The organism is Novosphingobium rhizovicinum, from assembly GCF_040813635.1.
Lineage (GTDB): Bacteria > Pseudomonadota > Alphaproteobacteria > Sphingomonadales > Sphingomonadaceae > Novosphingobium > Novosphingobium rhizovicinum.
Genome location: NZ_JBFNXR010000054.1, coordinates 364616 through 388014 on the forward strand (window position 1 = coordinate 364616; position 23399 = coordinate 388014).

Annotated in this window: 23 protein-coding genes and 1 pseudogene; 4 read left to right on the forward strand and 20 right to left on the reverse strand. The window is 61.9% G+C overall.

What is annotated here, in order from left to right:
• Positions 1-29: 29 nt before the first annotated feature.
• From ABUH87_RS18265 to ABUH87_RS18320, 12 genes are read right to left on the reverse strand one after another with little or no spacing between them, the layout of a single operon-like run.
• Positions 30-323 (reverse strand): cytochrome C oxidase subunit IV family protein, encoded by a 294-nt coding sequence (locus ABUH87_RS18265; RefSeq protein ID WP_367775558.1) that lies wholly within the window; start codon positions 321-323, stop codon positions 30-32.
• Entirely contained in the window at positions 320-952 is a 633-nt protein-coding gene (locus ABUH87_RS18270; protein WP_367775559.1) for a cytochrome c oxidase subunit 3, read from the reverse strand. The genes ABUH87_RS18265 and ABUH87_RS18270 overlap by 4 nt, the downstream gene beginning before the upstream one ends.
• Complete coding sequence (locus ABUH87_RS18275) at positions 945-2594, reverse strand: cytochrome c oxidase subunit I (RefSeq protein ID WP_367775560.1); 1650 nt, start codon at positions 2592-2594, stop codon at positions 945-947. The genes ABUH87_RS18270 and ABUH87_RS18275 overlap by 8 nt, the downstream gene beginning before the upstream one ends.
• Positions 2591-3550, reverse strand: a complete 960-nt coding sequence (coxB, locus tag ABUH87_RS18280) for a cytochrome c oxidase subunit II (RefSeq protein ID WP_367775561.1) — start codon at positions 3548-3550, stop codon at positions 2591-2593. Before coxB ends, ABUH87_RS18275 begins: the two co-directional genes overlap by 4 nt.
• The gene (locus ABUH87_RS18285) at positions 3547-4323 is read right to left on the reverse strand and encodes an SCO family protein (protein WP_367775562.1); all 777 of its coding nucleotides are present in this window, start codon (positions 4321-4323) and stop codon (positions 3547-3549) included. The genes coxB and ABUH87_RS18285 overlap by 4 nt, the downstream gene beginning before the upstream one ends.
• Entirely contained in the window at positions 4323-4763 is a 441-nt protein-coding gene (locus ABUH87_RS18290; RefSeq protein ID WP_367775563.1) for a hypothetical protein, read from the reverse strand. The genes ABUH87_RS18285 and ABUH87_RS18290 overlap by 1 nt, the downstream gene beginning before the upstream one ends.
• The gene (locus ABUH87_RS18295; RefSeq protein WP_367775564.1) at positions 4760-5812 is read right to left on the reverse strand and encodes a hypothetical protein; all 1053 of its coding nucleotides are present in this window, start codon (positions 5810-5812) and stop codon (positions 4760-4762) included. The genes ABUH87_RS18290 and ABUH87_RS18295 overlap by 4 nt, the downstream gene beginning before the upstream one ends.
• Positions 5796-6293, reverse strand: coding sequence for a c-type cytochrome (locus tag ABUH87_RS18300; protein ID WP_367775566.1), 498 nt, complete (start codon positions 6291-6293; stop codon positions 5796-5798). Before ABUH87_RS18300 ends, ABUH87_RS18295 begins: the two co-directional genes overlap by 17 nt.
• A complete protein-coding gene (locus ABUH87_RS18305) occupies positions 6290-6835 on the reverse strand; it encodes a DUF3341 domain-containing protein (protein ID WP_367775567.1) in 546 nt (181 codons plus the stop codon). Before ABUH87_RS18305 ends, ABUH87_RS18300 begins: the two co-directional genes overlap by 4 nt.
• Positions 6828-8138, reverse strand: a complete 1311-nt coding sequence (nrfD, locus tag ABUH87_RS18310; protein ID WP_367775568.1) for an NrfD/PsrC family molybdoenzyme membrane anchor subunit — start codon at positions 8136-8138, stop codon at positions 6828-6830. Before nrfD ends, ABUH87_RS18305 begins: the two co-directional genes overlap by 8 nt.
• Complete coding sequence (locus tag ABUH87_RS18315) at positions 8135-11008, reverse strand: TAT-variant-translocated molybdopterin oxidoreductase (protein WP_367775569.1); 2874 nt, start codon at positions 11006-11008, stop codon at positions 8135-8137. Before ABUH87_RS18315 ends, nrfD begins: the two co-directional genes overlap by 4 nt.
• Positions 11005-11664 (reverse strand): cytochrome c3 family protein, encoded by a 660-nt coding sequence (locus ABUH87_RS18320; protein WP_367775570.1) that lies wholly within the window; start codon positions 11662-11664, stop codon positions 11005-11007. The genes ABUH87_RS18315 and ABUH87_RS18320 overlap by 4 nt, the downstream gene beginning before the upstream one ends.
• Before the next feature lie 293 nt (positions 11665-11957).
• On the opposite strand from ABUH87_RS18320, the gene ABUH87_RS18325 reads away from it, so the two are divergent.
• The 4 genes from ABUH87_RS18325 (at position 11958) to ABUH87_RS18340 (ending at position 17101) form a co-directional block, all read left to right on the forward strand.
• Entirely contained in the window at positions 11958-13796 is a 1839-nt protein-coding gene (locus tag ABUH87_RS18325; RefSeq protein ID WP_367775571.1) for a methyl-accepting chemotaxis protein, read from the forward strand.
• An 84-nt stretch (positions 13797-13880) separates the two neighbouring features.
• Positions 13881-15200, forward strand: a complete 1320-nt coding sequence (locus ABUH87_RS18330) for an alginate export family protein (RefSeq protein WP_367775572.1) — start codon at positions 13881-13883, stop codon at positions 15198-15200.
• A gap of 394 nt (positions 15201-15594) precedes the next feature.
• Positions 15595-16464 (forward strand): SDR family NAD(P)-dependent oxidoreductase, encoded by an 870-nt coding sequence (locus ABUH87_RS18335; RefSeq protein ID WP_367775574.1) that lies wholly within the window; start codon positions 15595-15597, stop codon positions 16462-16464.
• Positions 16465-16498: 34 nt separating this feature from the next.
• Positions 16499-17101, forward strand: coding sequence for a nuclear transport factor 2 family protein (locus tag ABUH87_RS18340; protein ID WP_367775575.1), 603 nt, complete (start codon positions 16499-16501; stop codon positions 17099-17101).
• A 38-nt stretch (positions 17102-17139) separates the two neighbouring features.
• Here the strand turns inward: ABUH87_RS18340 and ABUH87_RS18345 are convergent, their stop codons facing one another.
• The 8 genes and pseudogenes from ABUH87_RS18345 to ABUH87_RS18380 form a co-directional block, all read right to left on the reverse strand.
• Complete coding sequence (locus ABUH87_RS18345; RefSeq protein ID WP_367775576.1) at positions 17140-18471, reverse strand: TadE/TadG family type IV pilus assembly protein; 1332 nt, start codon at positions 18469-18471, stop codon at positions 17140-17142.
• Between the two features lie 2 nt (positions 18472-18473).
• Complete coding sequence (locus ABUH87_RS18350; protein WP_367775577.1) at positions 18474-19037, reverse strand: TadE/TadG family type IV pilus assembly protein; 564 nt, start codon at positions 19035-19037, stop codon at positions 18474-18476.
• A gap of 1 nt (position 19038) precedes the next feature.
• Entirely contained in the window at positions 19039-19389 is a 351-nt protein-coding gene (locus tag ABUH87_RS18355) for a hypothetical protein (RefSeq protein WP_367775597.1), read from the reverse strand.
• Positions 19390-19407: 18 nt separating this feature from the next.
• A pseudogene (locus ABUH87_RS18360) lies at positions 19408-19602 on the reverse strand (TadE/TadG family type IV pilus assembly protein); the annotation flags it as partial.
• Between the two features lie 188 nt (positions 19603-19790).
• Positions 19791-20741 carry an alpha/beta hydrolase gene (locus ABUH87_RS18365; RefSeq protein WP_367775578.1) on the reverse strand — a complete coding sequence of 317 codons (951 nt, stop codon included), beginning with the start codon at positions 20739-20741 and terminating at the stop codon, positions 19791-19793.
• A 244-nt stretch (positions 20742-20985) separates the two neighbouring features.
• On the reverse strand, positions 20986-21792 hold the full coding sequence (locus ABUH87_RS18370; RefSeq protein WP_367775579.1) for a TauD/TfdA dioxygenase family protein: 807 nt from the start codon (positions 21790-21792) through the stop codon (positions 20986-20988).
• 26 nt (positions 21793-21818) lie between these two features.
• Positions 21819-22691: an LLM class F420-dependent oxidoreductase gene (locus tag ABUH87_RS18375; protein ID WP_367775580.1), complete on the reverse strand. Its 873-nt coding sequence runs from the start codon at positions 22689-22691 to the stop codon at positions 21819-21821.
• A gap of 102 nt (positions 22692-22793) precedes the next feature.
• Positions 22794-23399, reverse strand: a 606-nt coding sequence (locus tag ABUH87_RS18380; protein ID WP_367774716.1) for a LysR substrate-binding domain-containing protein, incomplete at its 5' end; no start/stop codon positions are given.

A 23399-nucleotide genomic window follows, 5' to 3' on the forward strand; every position in this document is an offset into this window, starting at 1 on the left:
AGAACACCTCTGTCGCGCCGCTCGGACGATCAGGGATTCAGGTAGGCCGCGACCCACCCGCGCGACAAGTAATCTGCGGCGCCCAGAGTCAGCATAATCGCAAGCCAGGCAAATGCGGCAACGGTTGCAAGCCGAACGAGACCGCCCTCTTCGCGCATTTCCATGAAGAACCACAACACCAGCGCTGCTTTGGCCGATGCGATCCCATACCCGATCCACGGCTTGAGTGAGCCGAGCGGCAAGAACGCCACCAGCAGTGTTAGTCCCAACAGGATCTGCAGCATCAAACCCGCTGCGACAAGCCTTTTGACGTTCGCGCTCATTCCCCCGCTCCCGCAAGGTAGATCGTGGGATACAGGAAGATCCAGAAGACATCGACGAGGTGCCAGTAGAGAGCAACATTGCCGATAAAGACCGCGTGGCGATCGTGCCGAGCCTCTCCACGCAGAGCGGCCAGCGCGAGCAGGATAATCCCTGCAGTGACATGCAGAGCGTGAAGGCCCGTGACGCTGAAGTAGAAGTTTGAGAACAGTTGCTCGAACGGCGTGCTGAAGTTCGCGTTGGCTGCACCGGGAAGCTTCCCCTCACGATAGTCGAGGTAGTATTCGTGCGCCTTCACGCCCAGGAAAGTCAGGCCAAGAGCTACCGCCGCCCACAGGCAGCGCGCTGCCCATTTCGGCCTCCCGCCTCTTGTCCACTCCACTGCGAGGGCAACAAGCAGGCTGGAGGTTAGGAGGATCGCGGTGTTGGCAGTGCCATGCCACAGCTTCATGTGGCTTGCGGCCGCGACATATTCCTGGGGATGCAACATCCTCAGCGCCAGAGCTGCCAGGAACACCCCTCCGAAAAGCATGATTTCACTCGCAAGGAACACCAGCATTCCGAGCCGTTCCGCTTCGCGCTGGCGGCCAATATGATGGAATTGTATCTCGGCGCGGGACTGTTCAGGCATCCTGCCGGCTCCGCGGATGGGCCAGGGGGTAATCGTAAGGTCCTCTTACGACCACGGGCTGTTCGGTGAAGTTGTGCTTGGGAGGCGGAGAAGACGTAGTCCACTCAAGCCCCGTTGCCCCCCACGGATTGGCTGGCGCGCGGGCCCCGGACCGAAGCGACCAGAGCAGATAGGTCAGCGGCATCAGATAGGCGACGGCCAGCATGCCCGCGCCCGCGGAAGAGAAGACCTGCAGCACCTGGAATTCTTGCGGGTAGACGTGATAGCGGCGCGGCATCCCCTCGTATCCGAGCATGAACTGAGGGAAGAAGGTGAGGTTGAAGCCGACGATCATCAGCAGCGCCGATATGCGCCCCAGCACTTCGTTATACAGGCGGCCCGTGATCTTGGGCCACCAGTAGTGCAGCGCACCGAAGAAGGCGGTCACCGATCCGCCGACCATGATGTAGTGGAAGTGCGCCACGACGAAGTACGTGTCATGCACATGGACATCGATGGCCAACATCGCGAGCATCAGCCCGGTCAGCCCGCCTGCGACGAACAGGCCGATGAAGCCCATCGCATATAGCAACGGGGCATCGAGCGCGACGTCGCCTTTGTAGAGGGTCGCCGTCCAATTGTAGACCTTGATGGCGGAAGGCACCGCCACCGCAATCGAGAGGAACGAGAAGGCTGTACTGGCTAGCACCGACTGCCCAGAGACGAACATGTGATGGCCCCACACCAGAAAGCCGATCACTGCGATGGCAATCGATGCGTAGGCCACAAACCAGTAGCCGAAGATCTTCTTGTGCGCGCCGGCGGTGATCAGTTCGCTGACCACTCCCATCGCGGGCAGGACCATGATGTAGACAGCCGGATGGCTGTAGAACCAGAACAGATGCTGAAACAGCAGCGGATCGCCACCAAGGCTGGGATCGAAAACACCTATGCCGAACACACGCTCGGCTGCCACCAGCAAGAGGGTGATGGCCAGCACCGGCGTGGCCAACACAAATATGATCGACACGGCATAGTGGGACCAGACGAAGAGCGGCAGGCGGCTCCAGGTCATGCCGGGCGCGCGCAGCTTGTGGATCGTCACGATGAAGTTCAACCCGGTGAGTATGGTTGAAAAGCCGCTGATGAAAACGGCCAGGACAGTCGCGACGACTGCGCCATTCGCATACATCGTGGTCAGCGGTGTATAGAACGTCCACCCGGTGTCGACCCCGCCGGCCACCACCACGAACAGAGCAAAGATCCCCGCCACAATGAAGATGTACCAGCTGAGCAGGTTCAGTCTCGGGAAGGCCAGATCGCGCGCGCCGATCATCAGCGGGATCATGAAGTTGCCGATGGTATTGGGGATCGATGGGATAAGGAAGAACCATACCATCATGATGCCGTGGATGGAGAAGGCGCGGTTGTATCCCTCGTTGCTCAGCAAGTCCCCTTCTGGCGTGATCAGATCGAGCCGGATCAGCGCGGCCGCAACTGCAGCGATGGCGAAGAAGAAGGTGATCGAGAGCAGGTAGAGGATGGCGATGCGCTTGTGATCCGTGGTCAAGAGCCAGGAGCGCAGCGAATACCCCGCGCGCAGATAGCTCGTCCCCTCGATCTCCTCCGGTTCGCGCTCGGTGTCGACCGCAGCCGCCGTCATGGCCCCTCCTCTTCTTGCGCCTGTGCGCCGGCACGGATGAAGGCCACGAGCGCGTTGACTTGCTCGGGCTCCAGAACGTTGCCGTAAGTCGGCATGATCGGCTGGTATCCGGCAGCTATGTGCTTGTTGGGTAGCATGATGGAATCGTGCAGATACTGCTCGTCCGCGACAATGGTGCTGCCGTCAGAAAGGCCGACCGGCCGCCCGAACAATCCCGCAAGATTGGGAGCATGGACATCCGACGCTGGGCCGTGGCAGCCGCTGCAGCCAACTTCGCGGAACAGCTTCCCTCCCAGCTCGGCAAGAGTGGCGCTGGTCCCGAACGCCCCCTCTTCCTCCAGCCAGGCGGCGAAGTCCGCAGGGCGCATCACCACCAGGCGCCCTCCCATCACGCTATGGTCCGTGCCGCAGAACTCCGCACAACGAAACGCATAGATTCCAGGCTCGCGCGCTTGGAACCATAGCGAGGTGTAGCGCCCTGGCAGCAGGTCCTGCTTGATGCGGAAGGCCGGTAGGAAAAGGCTATGAATCACGTCGCGAGACGTCATGTTCAGCCGCACCGGCCGCCCCGCGGGCACATGCAGTTCATTGATTTCGGCAGCGCCCTGGGCGTGCTGGAACTTCCACATCCACTGTTTTGCCACGACATTGATGGTCATTGCTCCCGGCGGCGGTCTGTGGATCTGGAAGAACAGCTGCGTCGACCAGAAGAAAAAGCCGAGGATCAGCAGGAACGGGATACCTGCCCATGAAAACTCCAGCCATGTGCGTCCGGAAGGGGGATGTTCGCGGTCCGCCTCACGCGATGTGCGGTAGCGTATGGCGAACACCGTCATGAGCACGAAAACGGGTATCGTAAGCAGGGCCACAAGGCCGCCAAACGTGCCGATCAGCAGATCAACCTCATCCGCATGCCTGGAGGCTGCCGTTGGCCACAAGAGAATGGAAGGGCTCATGGCGAACGCCTCCGCAGTTGCCAGACCAGCAAAGCGAGCATCGCCACTGTCAACGACGCAGCGACCTTCAGGAGCACCTGAACGCTCGCAGTGTAGCGGCCGGTCTCTGGATCATAGTGATAGCACATCAGCAGAAGGCGATCACTCCAGCTGCCGGTCTTCCCCTCGCTCGCGGCGGCAATCGCCTGCGTCAGGTCGTCAGGGCCGGGCGAAAGGCCGTAGAGCCAGCTCGACAGGCGCCCGTCGGGCGTCAGCACCGCCACGGCTGCAACATGAGCGTACTGCCCGATCCGCTCATCCCAGGCGTAACGGAAACCGATCGCGTTCGTAACGGCGCGCACGGATTGCGCACTACCGACCAGAGCAACCGCATCGGCTATAGCATCTTCACCTTCACGTTGCCGCAGAGCTGCGAGGTTTGCGGCTGCGTCAGCAGGCCCCTCGGCGGGATCGATACCGAAGGCGACGACCGCGAAGCCTTTTTCGGCGGCCAACGGCTGCTGAGCGATGGCACTGGCCAGGCCGGCGAGTGTCACCCCGCAAAGGTTCGGGCAGTTGTGCAGGACGGGTGCAAGAACGATGGGCCGATCGCGGCCAATCTCCGCCAGGGTGCGCCGCCTTCCGTTCGAGTCCGTAAAGGTAAGATCGACCGGCACCTGTGCGCCAGGCCGCTCATCGACCGAGGCCATGCCGAACGGATCGAACGGGCTTTGCGCGGCAACGGGTGCAGTCACCAGGCCCATGCCGCCCAGAAGCAGGAGGACAAAGCGCATCACTCTGCCTTCTCGCGGTGCATGCGCGCAACCGAAGCTGTCGAGGGCGGACTAAGGCCCTCCTCTCCCCAGCCGCGCCGGGCCACCTGCTCCATGGCGCGGCGCAAGCCGGGTGGCTGCTCCGACACCGGGACCGGCGCTGGATGGGAGCGGTTAAGGTCGCGATTGGGACCGGTCAGAAGGTGGGGTTCGGGCGGCTCCAGTTCCACTCCTGCGAACGGTGGACGCTGCGGCTCCTTCGAGCCCAGCAGCCATGTCAGTTGCGCCCACCCTACACCGAGGCCAATCACCAGCAGCCCAAGGAGCCCCAGCAGACCCAGCGCCACCTTTCCGGCGGGCACATCGCTGTCCTCGAACCCGCGTGCGCGTGCTTCTTCCGGAGCGGCCTCGTTGCTCGTCGCCCGCTGAATATCTGTCTCTTTGTGGACCGGCCGCGTCATCGCCCCTCCTTCGCCGGCGCACGCGCTCGGACACGGTGACGCAAGGCCGCCGGAAGCGCGCCGAAGCAGAAGAGCGCGCACGCGGTCACTCCGAGCAAATAAGCGGCGATGGCCAGCGGAGCGAAAGCTGGCAGCACGACCCACGCGGTCTCGACCAACTGGCTTGCGAGCACGAGCAGCGAGATGGCCTTCAGCCACACCGGGCGGCTGCGTGGTGCCGGAAATAGCAGTAGCAAAATTGCTGCCAGCCCTGGTCCTGCCCAGGCCCAGGCAACGACGCTCCAGCCGCCCCCGGCGCGCTTGAGGTACCATTCCGCTGAGGATGGCAGATTGCCCGACCAGCTCACCAGGAATGGCATGAACTGCAGATAGGCCCACAGCAGAAGCAAAGTCAGCAACACCCCGCCGGTCACGCTCAGCCTCGGTGGTGGCGCTCCCACACTGAGGCGAAGGAGGATCATCGCCGCAAATGCGATCAGCACTTCGCGCGCGAGGAACTGCAACCCGAAGCCGGACGACGCGAACTCTGGATCAAGCGAAAGCAACCAGTCGAACGAGGTCACCAAGGCCAACAGCGGCAAGACGAGGAGCGCGACAGCGGCAGTGGTGGCGGTCGAGCGCCGGCTTCGCATACGATGCGATGCCCAGAGCAGGCCGACAAAGCGGACGATGGTGCGTCCTGCATAGGCCGCGCTACCCAGCCAAAGGGACTTGAACTCACCCGAGGCGCTTCCTCCCGCCCATGGGTATATCGCGCCGACACCCAACATGATCGGCACAAACGCAGCCAGAGCAAAGGGCGTCAGCAGAGTGCCGGCTTCTGCGGAGAGCCGCAGTTCCTCTCCCCAAGCGCCAGGTATCAGCCGCATGGTGAGCACCAGATATGTCGCGCCTGCGGACACCGCGCTGAACACAGTTGCGGCGCCCAGCCAGCCTCCAAGGGCCGCACGCACGTCGACGATCATCAGAGCGAGAGTGGCGATGAGCAGAAGGACGCCGAGCGCAATCAGGACCCGCTCGCGTCGAAGAATGTCAACGCGCATGGTCACCCACCGGCGCGTCGCTGGCTTCTTGCAGGACGCGGATGTAGCCGGCCATGGCCCATCGATCCTGAGGGGAGACCCGGTCAGCGTAGGAGTACATGATACCGTACCCGTTGCTGATGACGTCGTAGAAGTGGGCGGCAGGAGCATCGCGTAGCCTTGGCTCGAGCAGGCTCGGAGGATGTGGGAAGCCCCGCTCCACCACAGGACCATCGCCACGCCCCTCGGGGCCGTGGCAGACGATGCAGTAGATCGCGTAACGCTCACGCCCGCGTTCGAGCAGCGCCAAGGTCATGGGAGGCTGCTTCGCCGCGCGCATTCGGATCAGGTCTTCGCGCGCGATCGTGCCCTGCGGAGGGTGCCGGAAAACCATGCCACGGTCGAACAACTCGGCCGCCTCGTAGGGATCATAGCGCGGCTGCTGCACCATGTTCTGATCACACCCGGCCGAAGCGAGCAACAGGAACAAGAGTAGCCAGCGCTTCAAAGCTTCGGCTTTCCTGGCACGTCGATGATCGCTTTGGGATGCAAGGCAGCGAGAGCCTTGCCCACCGCGTTACGATCGAATGCCTCGTCGGGAAAAATCGCGAGGAAGAAGCGATCCCGCGATGCGAAGCCGAAGTCATCCGCATCAAACATCGGGTGGTTCAACCGGGGCAGGCGATTGCGCACGAGCATCGTGCCGATACAACTGAGCACCGCGCCGAGTACGAGCGTTTCGAAAGTCACCAGCATAAAGGCCGGAACGGCGATCAGCGGTCGACCGCCAATCCACAGCGGGAAGTCGAGTACGGTAAAGACCTGCAGGGCGAAGCCTAGCGCTGCGCCCATAATCCCTCCTGCCAGCGTGGCGAGTGGAACGGCGCGATCGCTGAAGTTCAGCGCCTCGGCCAGCCCAGGAACAGGAAAGGGCGTGAAAGCGTCGATCCTGGTAAATCCGCTTTCCCGAACTGACCTGGTTGCTTCGATAAGCCGCGCTGAATCGTCGAACTCGGCAAGAACGGCATAAAGGTTCTTGCGGTCAGCCATGGGCTTCCTCGTCGATACTCTTCGTCACCTCGAACGCCGAGATCACCGGAAGGAAGCGCACGAAAAGCAGGAACAGCGTCAGGAAGACGCCGATCGTACCGGCGAACAGCGACCAGTCCCAGAAGGTCGCATGGAAATAGCCGAAAGAGCTCCCAAGCCAGTCACGGTAAAGCGAAGTGACGAGCAGCATGTATCGCTCCAGCCACATGCCGATGGTCACTGACAGGCCAACGCCGAACAGGACCAGCGGGTGTCGCCGCCACCGCTTCCACCACATCAGTTGCAAGGGAGCGAAGTTGAACAGGATCGCACCCCAGAAACTCCATGCATAGGCGCCGAAAAGGCGATCCTGCAGCGTCGTCAGCTCCCGCTTGCCCGCGTAGGCGGCATTGAAGACCTCTGCGACGTACCCGTAGGCAGTCATTAGACCGGTCACCAACAAGAGTAGGCCAAGCAGTTCAAGGTGACGTACCTGCACCAGATCCTTCAGGCCGAGCATGGCGCGCAGCCACACCGTCAGCATGGAGACCACCGCGAAGCCTGAGAAGGCAGCGCCAAGCACGAAGTAGGGCGGAAACACAGTCGAGTTCCATCCCGGGATCGGTCCGGCGGCGAACAGCATCGATATCTCGGAGTGAACCGAAACGACCAGCGGCACCGCGATGGCAGCCGTTAGCCGGTAGCTTGTCTGCCAACGGGCCCAATGCCGCGCCGAACCGCGCCAGCCGAGCGCAAACAGGCCGAAGAAGACCTGCCACCGCCGCTTTTTGGCCCGATCGCGCGCGGATGCCAAGTCGGGGATAATGCCGATGTACCAGAACAGCACCGACACGATGAGATACGTCAGCACCGCGAAGAAGTCCCAGGTCAGCGGACTCTTGAACTGCGGCCATACATCCATCGTGTTGGGGTAAGGCGCCATCCAATAGAAGCGCCAAGGACGGCCCAGATGCAGGATCGGGTAAAGACCGGCGCAGACGACGGCGAACAGCGTCATGGCTTCGGCAAAGCGGTTGAGCGCATTGCGCCACTCCTGCCCCAGCAGCAGCAGCATCGCCGAGATCAGGGTACCAGCATGGCCGATACCCAGCCACCATACGTAATTGGAGATCGGGAAGCCCCAGTCGACCGGGATGTTGTTGCCCCAGATCCCAGGCCCCCGAACGAACAGCACGCCGACGGATACGAAGAACAGCGCCAGAAGAGCCAAGGCAAAGGCGAACATCCACCGCCACTCGCGCGCGGCGGGAAAGCGCTCCGGAATCCGCACGACCTCACGCGTGACCTGAGCCTCGCGGGTCATTCGCTGGTCTCGCCCTTGCGGATGCGCGCTTGGTATGTCGTGCGCGGACGCGTGTTCGCCTCCGGGAGCAGATCGTAGTCTCTACCACTCGCCTTCCGCCGCGACACGGCAGTGTCCAGATCGGATTGGTCCCCGAACACGATCGCCTGGGTGGGACAGGCGGACTGGCAGGCAGTCTGGACCTCCCCGTCGCGGATCGGGCGGTTTTCCTTCTTGGCTTCGATCCGTGCCTTGCTGATCCGTTGGATGCAGTAAGTGCACTTCTCCATGACGCCACGGCTGCGAACAGTGACCTCCGGATTGCGCACCGCCTTCATCTCGGGTGCGTCCTCTCCTGTGTAGTCGAACCAATTGAAGCGACGCACTTTGTAGGGGCAATAAGAAGAGCAGGTGCGAGTGCCGATGCAGCGATTGTAGACTTGAAGGTTCAGGCCATCGGGGCTGTGCACCGCAGCGTTGACCGGGCATCCCATCTCGCACGGAGCATCCTCGCAGTGCATGCAGGGCACAGGCTGGAAGGCGTGGGTCGGGTTCTCGGGAGATCCCTCATAGTAACGGTCGACCCGTAACCAGTGCATCTCACGCCCCTTCGCCACCTCTTCCTTGCCAACCATCGGGATGTTGTTTTCCGCCACGCAGCCGGTGATGCAGGCATTGCATCCGATACAAAGATCAAGGTCGATCGCCATGCCCCAGGCTGGTTCCGATTTGAGCGGAGGATAGAAGTTGGCCTTTGGCGGCTCCGGGGGCAGCGCCTTGGCTGCAGTCTCCACAAAGCGGACGTACTCGTCTTCCTCCATCTCGAAATGATGCTGCGTCGTGGCGAGCTCCTCGCGCCCGCCAAGCACATCGAGGAACACCTCGCCCTTCTCGCCCAGCAGCGGATACGCGTTGAAGCCGACGCCTTGGGACACCCTTCCCAGCTCCCGGCCGTAGCCGAGATGCACGAGCACGGTGTCGGCCTCCTGTCCCGGCAAGACCCAGATCGGGCCGGTGATACTGCGAATGCCTGCCCGCACGCGGACAAGATCACCATTGGCGAGGCCCCGCTCCGCTGCCAGCGCAGGACTGACATGAACGGCATTGCCCCAGGTGAGCTTGGTCAAGGGCTTGGGCAGTTCCTGCAGCCAGGGGTTACTGGCGAAGCTGCCATCCCAGACGGAAGGATCAGGCCGTACCGCAAGGCGCAGGCCTCTCTCTGGCTCTGAGGCAGACAAAGCGAATGAAGTACTAGTCGTGGGCGTGCTGGCCACCGGTGCAGGTGCGGTTTTCGGAATATGCCCCACCAACAGGGCCTGTTCCCAAGCGGTGTCATCGTGCTGGTCCGACCAGGTGGCTCTCACCAGCTCCCGGTCGCTACGCCGGTCCTCCATGAGGTCCGCGAGCAGCCGATGACGTGAGCGTACCGCAAGCCATGGCCGAACCAGCGGCTGCGTTACCGCCACCGTGCCTTCCATGCCCCTGCCGTCGCTCCAGCACTCCAGGTGATGCGCCAAGGGCAGATGCCAGTGGCTGCGCGAACCCGTCTCATCTGCGTGAAGCCCGGCATGGAACCGCAGTGGCACGCGCGCAAATGCTTCGGCGAAACCCGTGCAACCCGCGGTCGCGTAGACCGGATTGCCTCCGAGCACAAACAGCGTGGCTACCTCACCAGCGCGCATTTCCTCAACCAACGCCTGGAGCGGTTCCGGGCGGAGCGCGTCCGCAGGCTGCAAGAAGCGCTCGGTCTTCCCCAGGTTGCCCAGCTTCTCGTTGATCGCGAAGGCCAGCTTGTGCAGTTCTGGCGCGTGGTGTGCCCCAACGCTTACCAACGAGCGCCCGGCGTGGTTGCGCAGCTTTTCTGCCGCACGGTCGGCCCAAGCCTCCTCTTCGGCATTCAGCGGGAAAGAGCGTGTGATCTCCAGCCGCGCTGCAACGCCCGACAGCAATGCTCCAATCCGCGCCTCGGCCACCGGCAACCGATCGCCGGCCGTCACGCCGGTGATAGTCGGACTGGGCTCTGCGACCAGCAGCAGTGCCGCGCCCTCACCCGCCTGATAGGCCCTGCGCCGCTCGCCCCAGCCATTGGCATGCCAGAGCTGCTCCGGCCCTGCCCCCAGCAGATCATCATCGAGCGCCACCACAGCCTCCGCGTCCGCCAGGTGGATCACGCGCTTGGCGGGCATGCCGAGCCAGCTCTCAATCGCCTCGGCACGCCTGTCCGTCACCGGTGACCAGCTATGCCACCTGGCCTGCGGCCAACGCCCCACAAGGGCCTCGATCTGACCAAGCAGCGTAGGTGAGCCGACCGGCCCGGTCAGCAAGCGAAACCCCTCCCCACCTGTCGTATCGAGCCGCATTCTCAGCTGCGCCAGCTCGCGGTCGACACGCGCCCACTCAGTGGGGCGCCCCATGTACAAGGGAGCGCCCGAACGGTCGGGATCGTAAAGCTCCAGCAGTGCGGCCTGCATGAACGGAGTGCTCCCGCCAGAGCAGGAAGGATGTGCCGCATTCCCCTCGAGCTTGATCGGGCGCGCGGCGCGGGTCTCACCAACGATAGGTTGTGCAACACCGTCCAGTTCCAACGCGCTTGCGTAGTGGCGCGCCTCCCCCGGGACTTCGCCTTCGGGTTGGACGACATAGGGCAACGCCTCCTCGTCGGGCGCGCGCTCGCAGCCATCCAGCCCGGCCAAGGCGATGGTGCCGCCGAGGCACTTCAGCAGATCACGCCGGTTCAGACCGCTTGCGGCACGTGCAAGTGCCGGAAACTCCTCTTTGAGACGATGGCGAAAGTCCGCGCGGTCGACTAGCTCGTCAAGCGAACGCCAGTAGCGCCGCCCTTTCGCTGAGCGCACGGCCACCAACGCGTCGTTCAGGGCACCCTCGCTCACCGGTGGCACACTCCGCAGTTGTCCAGTTCGTCCGGCTTGATCCCGAGCTTGCGCATTACCCGCTCGCCATGCGCCCGCTTTTGCGCTTCAGTCCAGCCGAGGCCCTGAGGATGCGTCACCAACTCACGTGGCCCCAGTGCGGGCGCAGGATCGCGATGACAGTCGAGGCAGAACTGCATGGTGAAGGGTTTCGCCCGACGCATCAGTGGCATGTCGGTGACGTCACCGTGGCATTCGCGACATGCCACGCCGCGATCGATATGGATCGAATGATTGAAATACACGTAATCCGGTAGCTGGGCGACGCGCCGCCAGCGGATCGGCTCACCAGTCGCCATGCTCAACCTGACCGGCTCCAGCACGGGCGCGCCAGTCCAGATCTGCGAGTGACAGGTCATGCAGACATGCGTGGGCGGCAGATTAGCGCGAGCACTCGTCTCCACGCTGGTGTGACAATAGCGGCAGTCGATACCGTCATCACCGACGTGGTGGGCATGGCTGAATGGCACAGGCTGGTCCTGCACCCAGCCGACCTGCGTCTCATAAGTCGATTGAAGATACTCCCAAGCACCCAATGGCAGGCCCACCATCGCTATGACGAGGACGAGCACCGCGAACCGAACCGCGGTGTCTGCTGCCGGTGGAAAGATCTGCATGCGCCCCCCGCCCGCTCACGCTGCAGTTGGCCGAGCTCGGCAAACCGGCAGCGGCTCCTTCGTCAACCCAATGCAGAGCTGAAGATGTTGTTCCCGACGCTGTGACCGCCCTTCCGGCGCATGGGCAATCGTACCGGCGCAACTGCTCTCCCCCGCGTCACCTTTTGAGGACACCTTTTTGCGGGATTCCAATCATCTGCGCGAGGCGGCTTCTATAAAGAGAATGGGGGTCTCCCGCTGCTCAGGTCTCGGTAACGAGACCACGCGCGGCGGAGCCATAAAAGGGTGGAATCTTGTCGATCTTCAGAAACTTGCGCATCGCGCAGAAAGTGCTGGCCGGGCTTGGAGTGCTCGCCCTGCTGTCGGTGTTCGTCGCCGGCTTCGGAGTTTACCAGCTATCGTCGATGGCTGAGCGTTCTGGGACGCTCATCTCCGAGCAGGCCGAAAGCATGAAGCTGGCTGCGCAGGCGAACGAGAACAAGAGCCGGATGCACCAGATCTGGTATGCGACCGCCATCGAGAACGATCTTCCGGACTTCCGTAAGCAGCTGGATGAGATTGCGAGTGAACGTCGCGAGCTGAAAGAGAAGCTCGATGCGCTTCGTCCGTTCATGCGCGGCAACGATGCGGAGCATTTCGCAACGCTTGAGCAGGGCCTCGCGGAGTATTACGCCGCTACGGATCAGGTGCCGCCGCTCTGGATTGCGGGGCGCCGGGAAGAAGCCGAAGACGTCATTCAACATCCGGCGCGTGAAGCGTTCGAGAAGATCGACCAGGCTCTATCTGCTATTGTCACGAGCCAGGACGAGGCTCTCGATGCCGGCGCGGCTGCTGCCGAGGCACAGTCCACCCGCGCCCTCTGGACTTTGATCATTGTCTCGCTTGTCGGTCTGGTTTCCATCTGCGGTGCGGTAGTGATGATGGTTGGCCGTGAGGTAACCGGCCCCATCATTGCCATGACCAGTCTGATGAACCGCCTCGCAAATGGCGATCATCGCATGGACGTGCCGAACACGGAGCGGCGCGAAGAGATCGGCGATATGGCGCGAGCAATCCTCGTCTTCCGCGACAATGCCCGCGCCCAGGCGATCGCCGAGGACGAAAAAGCGCAAGCCGATGCGGAACAGAAGCTCGTTGTCGACACCCTCGCCGAGGGCTTGCGTAGCGTGGCCGGAGGTGACCTGACCTACGAGATCACTGCCAACTTCACCGGCAGGTATGCCGACGTGAAGAGCAGCTTCAATGATGCGATCAGTTCCCTTCGTGCCCTGATCGGGACTGTGATCGAAAGCGCACACTCTTTGCAGGCCGGATCTCAAGAGATCGCCCAGGCAGCCGAAGATCTTGCCCGCCGTACCGAAAGCAACGCGGCGAGTATCGAGGAGACCACCGCAGCCCTGACTCAGATCGACGGCCGCATCAAGGCCACTGCCGAAGCCGCCGTGCGCACTGTTAGCCGCGCCGACGGCGCGATCTCAAGCGTATCGGGCGGGCGGTCGATCGCAGACGAGGCGGTTCAGGCAATGGGCCGCGTGCGCGAAAGCGCGAAGGGAATCGACGAGGTCATCGAGGGTGTCGACAAGATCGCGTTCCAGACGCGGGTGCTCGCCATGAACGCCGCTGTCGAAGCCGGACGGGCCGGGGATGCCGGACGCGGCTTTGCAGTTGTCGCCGATCTTGTCTCCGCGCTGGCCATGCGTGCCGAGGAGGAAGCCAAGCGTGCCCGCGATCAGCTCACTCTGACTCAAACGGACATCGTAACTGCCGTTGGCGCAGTGCAAAGTATCAACGGCGCCCTCACCGACATCTCGGAAGGCGTGGGCGAAGTTCATGCACTGCTCGACACCATGGCGCACGACAATCAGGCCCAGGCCACGGCCATCACTCAGATCAGCGCCGCCATGAGCACGATGGATCAATCGACGCAGCAGAATGCCGCGATGGTAGAGGAAACGTCTGCCGCGGCCAGAAACCTCAGTGGCGAAGTGCAGTCCCTTTCGGATCAGGCCAATCGGTTCCGCATCGACGGTGCCGGCAGTGCAGGGAAATCCCGAAGCAGCCGGACCACCGATCCGGCACTCTATCTGGCAGCCTCAAGCGGGGCCGCCGCTCCTGGCTGGGCCACCGCCTGACGCAGACTGCGCAGGACTCACTCTCTTACTTTCAAAAGCTACCGCAGCTTCGGCAGCGGTCGTACAGCTACGAGACTTACACAGATGATCCGTCAGACGACTGCGGCGCTGCTGCCGCTTTGCATCATTGCCACACCTGCCCACGCCAAGGATGAGAACCTCGACATCGAGGCGAGCGTTCGCGTACGCGTCGAAGGCATCGATGGCCAGTTCCGCCCGAACACGGCGGACACCGGGGCGGTTCTCCTCCGCAGTCAGGTCAGCGCCGAGTATGATGCTGGCCCGGTGCGCATTGGCGGCGAGATCCAGGATGCCCGCGTCTATTTCGATCGACAGCCCTCGTCCGTCGGTACGACCGAGGTGGACGCCCTGGAACTGATCCAGGCCTATGTTACTGCAGAGCTTAGCGAAAAGGCCGAGCTTCAGGTCGGGCGTATGACCATGGACTGGGGCTCGCGCCGGCTGGTGTCACGGCAGAACTTCAGAAACTCCACCAATGCCTTCACCGGTGCGCGCTTCGACTGGCGTCTTAGCGGTGGAAACAACCTGACCCTGTTCTGGACCATGCCTCAGGATCGCCTGCCCAACGATCGGGAAGGTATATTGGACAATGAGATCGAACCCAATCGCGAAAGGCTTGAACAGCAGTTCTTCGGCGCTCGCGGCGTGACTTCGGCTGTCCTCCACGGTGTCAGTCTGGAAGGCTACGTGTACCGCCTGTTCGAGGAGGACACGCCGTCCTTCGCAACGCGGAACCGCCGGCTCTGGACCGGAGGCATTCGGCTGCTGAAGACCCCCAAGGTTGATGCCGTTGACTTCGAAGTGGAGGCTATCTGGCAAGAGGGCAAGGCCCGCGCATCGACTGCAGCGGCAGACCGCACGGATCTGAACGTCACTGCGTACTTTGTACACGCCAGCGTCGGCCGCACCTTCGCCATGCCTTGGTCTCCGCGGCTGGTGCTTTCGTACGATCACGCCAGTGGAGACGGCCGGGGCAACGGTTATGGCCGGTTCGATACGCTCTTCGGCGCGCGCGTATTTGAATACGGCCCCAGCAGCCTCTACGGCCCTATCGGACGGGCAAACCTGATTTCACCAGAGGCCCGCGTGGAGGTGAAACCGAGCAAGCGCTGGGATGGCTATTTGGCGGTGCGTCCGCTCTGGCTGGAGAATGCGACCGATAGCTTCGCCAGCACGGGGTTGCGGGACGCGAGCGGAGCGACGGGACGGTATGCCGGTACCCAGTTCGACTTTCGCGTCCGCCACTGGTTGAAGCCTGATCGCGTGCGCGTTGCTGCAGGAGCCGCAGTGCTCGCCAAGGGCAACTTTCTCAGCAACGCACCGCGCGCGCCAGACAACGGCGACACTCACTACGGCTTCATGGAAATCACTTACGGCTTCTAATCGCCTGGTCCTCGCTCGAATCCCGATCAAGTCTCTCCAGTGCCGCAGCATCCGCGCTGAGGTCTGTGACTGCCCATGCAGGTCCAAGTCACAAGTCCCTGCATGACTCCTGCCGCGACTGCGCGCCCGCCGTGTTCGATGAACGAGCGGCGCGGCGCCGGTCCCGCCACAGCGTGCTGTGCGCTCCTCAGCCCGCATTGACCCATAACCCTCCTCACGCTAGCACATCGACGAACAGTGTTCGTGGAGAGGGCATCTCGCATACGGTGAAACTCGCGTCGGCATACCGCGCGATCGCCCGCGAACGGCCAAGATCCTCGCGCGGAAAAGAACGTCGGTAGCAAACACCTTGCCAAAAATGAGTGTTGCGCCGGTAAAATGGAGATGACCTGAGATGCCGAACAATCCACCCGTCGCGATTGTCACTGGTGCCAGCCGAGGCGCGGGGCGCGGCATTGCCAAGGCGCTAGGCAGTCACGGGTGCACTGTTTACGTCACCGCACGCTCGGTGAAAGCGGGCGATCATCCCCTGCCCGGCACGGTCATGGAAACGGCTGATGCCGTCACTGCAGCCGGCGGCAAGGGAATTGCGGTACCATGCGACCACAAGGACGACACTGCCGTGGCCTCGCTTTTCGAGCGAGTGCTGTCGGAGCAAGGGCGGGTCGATATTCTCGTCAACAACGCCGCGCTGATCCACGACGAGAACAACACGCCTGAGAATTTCTGGGAAAAGCCTCTCAAGCTGACAGACGTGATCGATGTGGGCATTCGCAGCGGGTACGTTGCCAGCTGGCATGCGGCCCGAGCGATGGTGAAGCAGAACCACGGCCTTATCGTGTTCACCTCTGCATCCGGCGCCGCGCACTACTCGATGGGTCCGACGTATGGTGCGCACAAGGCGGCCATGGACAAGATGGCGCACGATTTCGCCGTCGATTTCCGTAACGCGGGCGTGGACGTGGCATCCCTGTCGATCTGGATGGGTGCACTGGCCACCGACCGGCTGCTCTCCATGATAGAGGCCGACCCGGAAAAGCTCGGCTATCTGCGCGAGCAGCTCGAGACCCCGGAGTTTACCGGCCACGTGATCTGGGGCCTCTACAACGATCCCGAACTGCTTGCTCTCAGCGGCAAGACGCTTATCGGCGCGGAACTGGCAAGGAAGTACCACATCACTGACGAAGAGGGGCGGCAACCACCCTCATACCGCGACACCCATAAGGTTGTGCCGGTTGAGTATAGCCCGTTGGTGATCCGCTAAACGTCCGGCGCCGGCAGGATCATCCGCCACACGGATGACCAAGGGCGCTGCATCCGCACCCTCGATACACAAGAAGACAGCTATGGCACACGAAAGCGAACTCGCGCAGCTGCAAGCGACGGTCCAATACTTAAAGGACAGGCAGGACATCCTCGACGTGATCGTGCGCGAGTCCCGTGGCCGCGACCGTCACGATAGCGAATTGACGGCAAGCTGCTATTGGCCCGAAGGGGCCGACGAGCACGGCCCCGTACCTCTCCCGGCGACGCAGTATCCGGAGCTTGCCAATCAGGGCCACGCACGCGCCTTCGCCATGAACCAGCACAATCTGGCCAATCACAGCTGCGAGATCGACGGCAACACGGCGTTTTGCGAAACCTACGTGGTCGGAACCATGCTCTCTCACGATGGCATGACCTGCACTTTGGCCGCCGGCCGTTACTTGGATCAACTGGAGAAACGAGACGGCGAATGGCGCATCCTGTGGCGTCGCTCGACAGTTGAAACAGCGATGGAGGGAGATGCGTCCTGGCTGCAGACGCCGCCTGTCAAAGGCTTCCTGAAAGGCACCCGCGACCGCGACGACATCTCATACCACCGGCCGTACACGATCGGAGGACCGGGCGAGCGCTGGTAGGCAGCGCTGCTCCACCACGCGCATCGCAAAAGCCTGCATTATCTCACAAGGTGAGCTGCCTGAACCGCTTTCTGGAACAGAGACGCCAGCGCGCCTGAGATATCATCATCGGTCGTTGCTCTGTAGTAAAGGCCTGGAGATGCACACTCCTTCAGAGGCGGGCCGATCTTCTCTGGCGAAGCGAGGTAGGGCGTCCTGATATTCTTAATAGACCAATCGTCGGACGCAGATTCGTACAAGTACTCTGTATAAAGAACTGCGATCTTGATGCCGCGGTTCTTGATCGTCTGGCACATAGAGGTTGGCATTGGGCCAAGCGCGCGCCCTCCATTATCCTCGTCTCGCATCCCATCGGTAATCAGGAACAAGACCACCTGTGGCGTATCGCCGGCTTGATTGGTTCCTTCGCCAGGTGCCGCAGGAAGAATAGCATTGATGCCTTTCCACGCTGCGGTGAAGTTCGTGTTGCGGTCGTTGTCGTTCTTGTCACACACGCGCTGGTTGTTGCGGCAGACCACCAGCAGATTGGCCTGCGACACCTTCCCTTTCACGAGATCAAGGTCGCCCGGAACGTCCTGGATCGAATGATATTTATAATCGAAGTTGCCGAGCGCCATGCGATACTTTGCTTTATTGGAGACAGCAGCGGCCTTCGCCACATCGACCAGATCTGAAACTGCCGAGTTCACCAGATCGCTGCGCAGTTCGAGCTTCAGGTCATTCTTGGCAATGTAGTAATAGTCGACGTATTTACCGTTCACCATATACGTCGAGCCCGGATCGCTCTTGGTCGTATTCGTCTGGTGACAGGCAAACGCACAGCCGTTCGTCTTCTTCGTCAGTGCGAGCAGTCCCGCACTCGTGGCAGGAAGCGCCATTGAAGGAGAAGTGTCCAACATCATGTAGAAATCAACGTTGGGGGCGGTCTTCGTTTTTGATGTCGCCCCGCCACCAACGTTAACAATGTCCATACCCAGAAAGGCTGAGAAGATATTGACTGATTTTGCGGCGTAATTGACGGCGGCAGTTCTATCCACAGTCGCAGCGCTAGCATCCACCACATCGACCGAGACATCATTCCCGTAGATCACGCCGGACATCTCGCCCACCTGATCGTTGAAGAATATCTTTGCCTTCGCGGCGACTTCATTTGCCGACAGCTTCAGCATTGGTGGACTGACGGCATACAATGCGGTCGCGTCAGCAATGGCATTCATGCGCGTTTGAGTTTTCGCGGCCCGCGTATAGTCGATGACCATTCCCGCAGCGATAATCATAGGCACCAGCGACAGAGCAAAGAAAATAAGAACGTTACCGTTCTTGTCGCCGTAGAGGCTGCGAACTCGCGCAATTGCTGTGTTGATCATCATCTCTACTCAAGCGGAATGCTGGACGATCGCCTGGGCATCATGAATATCTGCTCACCCAGTTGAAATTCACCGAATAAGCCAGGCGCAATGACCGGCTTGTATGCATAGGTTACGTCGGCAACGATGATCATCGTCCCGGGCACAGCCGCAGAGGACGGCAATGTGACAATGCTGCCAACGGGCTTTCCCGCAGCAGTGGTGCCATTGACAAGCTTTCGGCTCCACGTGACGCGGGATACCCCTGCCGTATCCGTCGTCACCGCTGCCAGGGAATAAGTGCCACTATCCGGCGCATAAGGGCTCATGACATAAGAGGAGACGTGCAGGATCGTCTCAAGCGTCGTGCTGCTTACCGAAGTGTACTGTGACGTGAGATCGGCCAGTGTTCGCGCCGTCACTGTGACTTTCCTCGAGGCGCTCATACCATCGGTCAGCTGAAATACGCCGACGAACAGCAGGATCAGCACAGGAGCCACGATGGCGAACTCGGTGGCTGCCACACCGGCCCGGTCTTGCACAAGGCGAGCGAGGCTACGCAGCCTCGAAGTGCGAACCTGCAGCCACATTTCAGTACGTCTCGTTCTTGAAAATGCTGGTCGCGATAAGCAGGCGCCGATCGCCTTGCATATTCGAAAGGTCAAAGCCGAGTGGGCCTGAGATCACGCTCGATTGATACATGAGCCGCATGACCACAATGTCTCCGGGCAACCCCGGTTCGTAAGTGGTGGTGTCCTTGAGATCGCCGCTTACAGAATCATAGACGAGGTCCGAGGCGCTCACATTGGCTGATGAGAAGTTGCTGGCGACCCGAGTATCCACGAAGAGATCCGCGCACCGCATGTGGACCGGAAGCGTCGAGCACACTTCCTTGCGGAACGCTTCCTTCGTTAACGACGCAGTCTGGGCCCGACCGGTCATCACCATCCGCGCCGACTTTTCGGCTGACGTTTCTAGAACTTGCTGAGTGAACAGCGTCAACGACGTCTGGATGACGGCGATGGTCAGCGCAAAGAACGGTGCCGCAACCGCGGCGAACTCGGTAAGAGTCCCCCCTCTTTGATTACGCCAAAAGCCACGCAGGCCTGAACACGACGGCCCAGCCGGTTTGGTCGTTCTACACTCGCCCCCCACGCTCTGCGCCCCTGTCCTGCAACGAAGGACCTCTTACCGGTGTAGTTTTAACATTTGCCTTCGCGCCCATACGGCAACTTCGCGCCAGTCGCGCATTCATCGGGCCTGCACCGAACCGCCAACTCGCGTACAGCTTCAGAACCGCTCGTGCCGAAGCCCGCTTACCTGGGGTTGCCGCCGAACGGCTTTCAGGGGTTTCGCCGTAACTCCGCCACTTGCCGGACGAAGACGCCGAGGCGCGACCAGAGCCGGTGCCGAGTACTTGCAAAGTTGTGCATGTGGGCCATCCGGGGCACGATGAAATACGCCAGATCCGGTGTGGACATGAACGCTGCCAATTCCCTCAGGGGGTCTTGAGTGACGTCGCGTTCCCCCATGGCAAGGAGCACGGGAACGGTTACCTGGGCCGCATCGGCCGCAAAGTGACCGGGGATCAGGCCTCCACTGGCATTCGGGCTCGTGTCGCTCCTCCAGTATGGCGTGCCTGCTGCACCCGGCGCCTCCGTAGCGGCATAGTGCTCGGGCACATCCTCCCAGTGGAACGCATAGCGCCAGTCAAAGGCGGCGAACTTCGCCATCCCCTCGGCAGGGTCGTTCTTGCCGAGCAGGCAGATGTCCTCGGACCGATCCCGTGCCGGAAGGCGGGTACACGACACACTTGAACCCAGCATCGCAAGCCCGTCGAAGCTGCGATGCCGCGCCTGCATCAGCAGAGCGATATGGCCGCCCATCGACTGGCCCTCTCCGACGACGGCACTGGGGGTGATCGGCTGCAATCCCGGCCTTAGAGTGCCCTCGCGCAGCCTCTGCAAGGCAACCTGCAGGACGGCGTGATTGGCTTCTGCCGTCGCAGGAAGGCTCGCCTCCTGCAAGTCGGGCATATCGCTCTCTCCAACTCGTACGTGATCGATCGCGATCACGATCACGCCCTGACCGGCGTGATACTCGGCTTCGCTGTAGCCCGGCTCCTGCAGATCAAAGTACCGACGATTGTATCGTCCACCGGGCAGGCAGACGAGCACCGGTGCGTCCGCAGTCAACTCACCGGCGCGTACATGGACCGTGACCGCAAGCTCCCAGGAATGCCCGCTTTGCAGGCGTCCGGTCGCCAAGCGCAGGTCGATTCTTTCATGTGACATCTGCTAACCTCCCCGCACTTCTTAAAACGCGAGGTGCCGGCAAAGCTAGTTTCACCTGCCAGGGGGGACGTCACCCGGTACGATCAACGATCGTACGTGCGGGAAACTAGTTGTCCGAACGTCGGGCCGCGGGATGACTGCCATGCAATGAATGATCAAGCCACGCGCTGCCTCGTGCGCTCTACCCCGCGCCAGGGCTCTCACGATAGACGATGGCGCAAGTCGGCATTGGCTCCGTTCCTTCTCAGGCGACTGTCTCTTCACCGACCAGCGTGGTGCGGCTGAGCAGGCGCCCGCTATCGGCTGGATACTGCTCCACCCGATGCATGACGCCGGTGTTGTCCCAGATGATCATGTCGCCGACGCTCCAATGATGGCGATAGACGAATTGCGGCTGAGTCGCCCAAGCCTGCATTTCTTCGAGCAGCGCCGTGCCGTCCTCTTCGCTCATTCCCTCGACGCGGCCGGCGGTCAGGCCAAGGACGAGCGACTTGCGGCCAGAGCGATGCGTCCACACCATCGGCTGGACCTGCTCGGGAATCTCGCGCCAGCGCGCAAGCTGAGCTGGGGTGGGGTCTGCATACAGGGCCCGCTGGATGAACTCCTGCGAGTGGACCACCCGCAGGCTTTCGACGTAGCGCTTCTTCTCCTCGGGCAAGTCCTCGTAAGCGGCATAAGTGTTCGCGAACTCGGTCTGCCCGCCCTCTTTGGACAGGACGCGCGCCGTCAGCAGCGAAGCCAGGGTCGGCACCGGATCGTTCGCCCCGTCGATATGCCAGTGCGTCGTCGCATGAAGGTAATCGGCGGTGTCGTTCAAGGTGGGATCAAGCGTGATCTTGTAGATGCCCTTGATGCCCTGCTGGATCACTTCGCCGAGCGTTTCGGCGAACGCCAGTTGTTCCTCGTCGGAGAAGCCGAGCTTGGGAAACAGCAGCACGCCGCGCTGCTCCAGCAGCTGTCGGATCTGCTTGGAGTGGGTTCCGGATAGAAGTTCCGAGCGGTCGGCCTCGACACGCGAGCCGATCCGTGGCGCCAGATCAGTGATTTGCATGGTGATGTTCCTTGGCTGGTCTTGTCTCAGCCTTCGTTGAGCATGCGCTTGACGTCGGCGACGTAGTCGATGTGCGCGTCGATATCGCCGCCCAGGCCCTTGTTCATGGACGGTACGCCCGCGTGAGTGCCGCCCGCATCACGCCAGCGCCTCAGGTGATCGACGGTTTCCTGCTTGTCTCGCGCGAACAGCGCCAGGAGTTCGCGGCCAAATTCTGCCTCTTCCCGCCCAAGTTCGCGCAAATGGTGCTGGACGCGGCCCCATGCCTCGACCGCACCTTCGCCCGAAGCGGCGAAGACGAAGCCGTCGCCGATGCGCGCGCCGCGTTCATAAGCAACTTCGCTGTGCCCGCCGATCCACAGCGGGATCTGTCGGCGCGGACGCGGGTTGATCCCGGCGCGATCGATCCGGTCGAACTCGCCCTGGAAGGTCAGGATGGGCGTGGTCCAGAGCTTGCGCAGATACTCAACCTGCTCCTCGACCCGCCGCCCGCGTGTCTTGAAGTTCTGCCCAAGGGCTTCGAACTCGACATAGTTCCAGCCGATGCCCACGCCCAGGCGCAGCCGCTCACGCGAAACCAAGTCGACGTCTGCCGCCTGCTGCGCCACCAGCACTGTCTGGCGCTGGGGCAGAACGAGCACTCCGGTCGAAAATTGCAGCTTCGTAGTGATCGCCGCGGCAAACCCGAACAGCACGAACGGATCGTGGAAGGTGTCCTTGTCGGTATAGGGCCCGGTCAACTTCGGCTCGCGCCCCTCGTGCGGGCACTTCACGACATGATCGTAGGCCATGAGGTGCGTGTAGCCCATCTGCTCGACGGCGAGGCAGAACTTGCGGATCGCGTCGGGATCTCCGGCGACCTCGGTCGTCGGGTAGGCAACACCAATCTGCATGTTCATCCTCTCTCCGAGTTCCGCCTTTCGGCGGCCTAGCTCATCGTGGAGACATATGACTAAGACAATGTCGGTCGCTGGGGTATGTCTGTTTGCTATACCCCTGCGCTAATCTGCCGTTCCCCGAATGCGGGCGCCGACAAACACCCCCATGTCCACCAGCCTCGCCAGTTCCTCTCTTAGGAAGCCCTCCACTGCAATTACCGCGCGCGGGGATTGTGCTCCCGATTGCATGGCGAGGAAGACCTGGCGCTTCGGTGCTGGATCGATGATCCGAGCGGTACGCAGGCGAGCGCTGGCAACTTGTTTTTGAACTGCAGATGGCGGCAGGATCGTGCACATCCGCCCGCTCTCCACGAGATCCATCATCAGCTGAAACGAGTCTGATTGAAAGGCAATCGCAAGCTGGGTCCTGCTTTTCGCTGCCGCAGTCTCGACTGCTACCCTTAAGCCGTGGATATGGCTCGGCAGCACCAGAGGGATCTGAGCTAGATCACGAAACGGGAGTTCGCCGCTTTCGGGAACGTGAGCCCTCGTGCCGACCAGCACCAGCTCGTCATCAAGGAGCCGGGTCGCGTTCACCCCAGAGGGGGTGGGTCCGTAGAGGATCGCGGCATCGAGCTCCCCTTGCTTGAGCCATTGCAGCAAGTGGCCCGAATATCCCTCGACTATGTGCAGCGAGACACCCGGCGCTTCGTTTGCCACGCGCTCCGC

Bases quoted from the DNA above. Each gene is read 5' to 3' on its own strand.
- ABUH87_RS18265 (WP_367775558.1), bottom strand. From the start codon at position 323: ATGAGCGCGAACGTCAAAAGGCTTGTCGCAGCGGGTTTGATGCTGCAG.
- ABUH87_RS18270 (WP_367775559.1), bottom strand. From the start codon at position 952: ATGCCTGAACAGTCCCGCGCCGAGATACAATTCCATCATATTGGCCGC.
- ABUH87_RS18275 (WP_367775560.1), bottom strand. From the start codon at position 2,594: ATGACGGCGGCTGCGGTCGACACCGAGCGCGAACCGGAGGAGATCGAG.
- coxB (WP_367775561.1), bottom strand. From the start codon at position 3,550: ATGAGCCCTTCCATTCTCTTGTGGCCAACGGCAGCCTCCAGGCATGCG.
- ABUH87_RS18285 (WP_367775562.1), bottom strand. From the start codon at position 4,323: ATGCGCTTTGTCCTCCTGCTTCTGGGCGGCATGGGCCTGGTGACTGCA.
- ABUH87_RS18290 (WP_367775563.1), bottom strand. From the start codon at position 4,763: ATGACGCGGCCGGTCCACAAAGAGACAGATATTCAGCGGGCGACGAGC.
- ABUH87_RS18305 (WP_367775567.1), bottom strand. From the start codon at position 6,835: ATGGCTGACCGCAAGAACCTTTATGCCGTTCTTGCCGAGTTCGACGAT.
- nrfD (WP_367775568.1), bottom strand. From the start codon at position 8,138: ATGACCCGCGAGGCTCAGGTCACGCGTGAGGTCGTGCGGATTCCGGAG.
- ABUH87_RS18320 (WP_367775570.1), bottom strand. From the start codon at position 11,664: ATGCAGATCTTTCCACCGGCAGCAGACACCGCGGTTCGGTTCGCGGTG.
- ABUH87_RS18330 (WP_367775572.1), top strand. From the start codon at position 13,881: ATGATCCGTCAGACGACTGCGGCGCTGCTGCCGCTTTGCATCATTGCC.
- ABUH87_RS18335 (WP_367775574.1), top strand. From the start codon at position 15,595: ATGCCGAACAATCCACCCGTCGCGATTGTCACTGGTGCCAGCCGAGGC.
- ABUH87_RS18340 (WP_367775575.1), top strand. From the start codon at position 16,499: ATGACCAAGGGCGCTGCATCCGCACCCTCGATACACAAGAAGACAGCT.
- ABUH87_RS18345 (WP_367775576.1), bottom strand. From the start codon at position 18,471: ATGATGATCAACACAGCAATTGCGCGAGTTCGCAGCCTCTACGGCGAC.
- ABUH87_RS18350 (WP_367775577.1), bottom strand. From the start codon at position 19,037: ATGTGGCTGCAGGTTCGCACTTCGAGGCTGCGTAGCCTCGCTCGCCTT.
- ABUH87_RS18355 (WP_367775597.1), bottom strand. From the start codon at position 19,389: ATGACCGGTCGGGCCCAGACTGCGTCGTTAACGAAGGAAGCGTTCCGC.
- ABUH87_RS18365 (WP_367775578.1), bottom strand. From the start codon at position 20,741: ATGTCACATGAAAGAATCGACCTGCGCTTGGCGACCGGACGCCTGCAA.
- ABUH87_RS18370 (WP_367775579.1), bottom strand. From the start codon at position 21,792: ATGCAAATCACTGATCTGGCGCCACGGATCGGCTCGCGTGTCGAGGCC.
- ABUH87_RS18375 (WP_367775580.1), bottom strand. From the start codon at position 22,691: ATGAACATGCAGATTGGTGTTGCCTACCCGACGACCGAGGTCGCCGGA.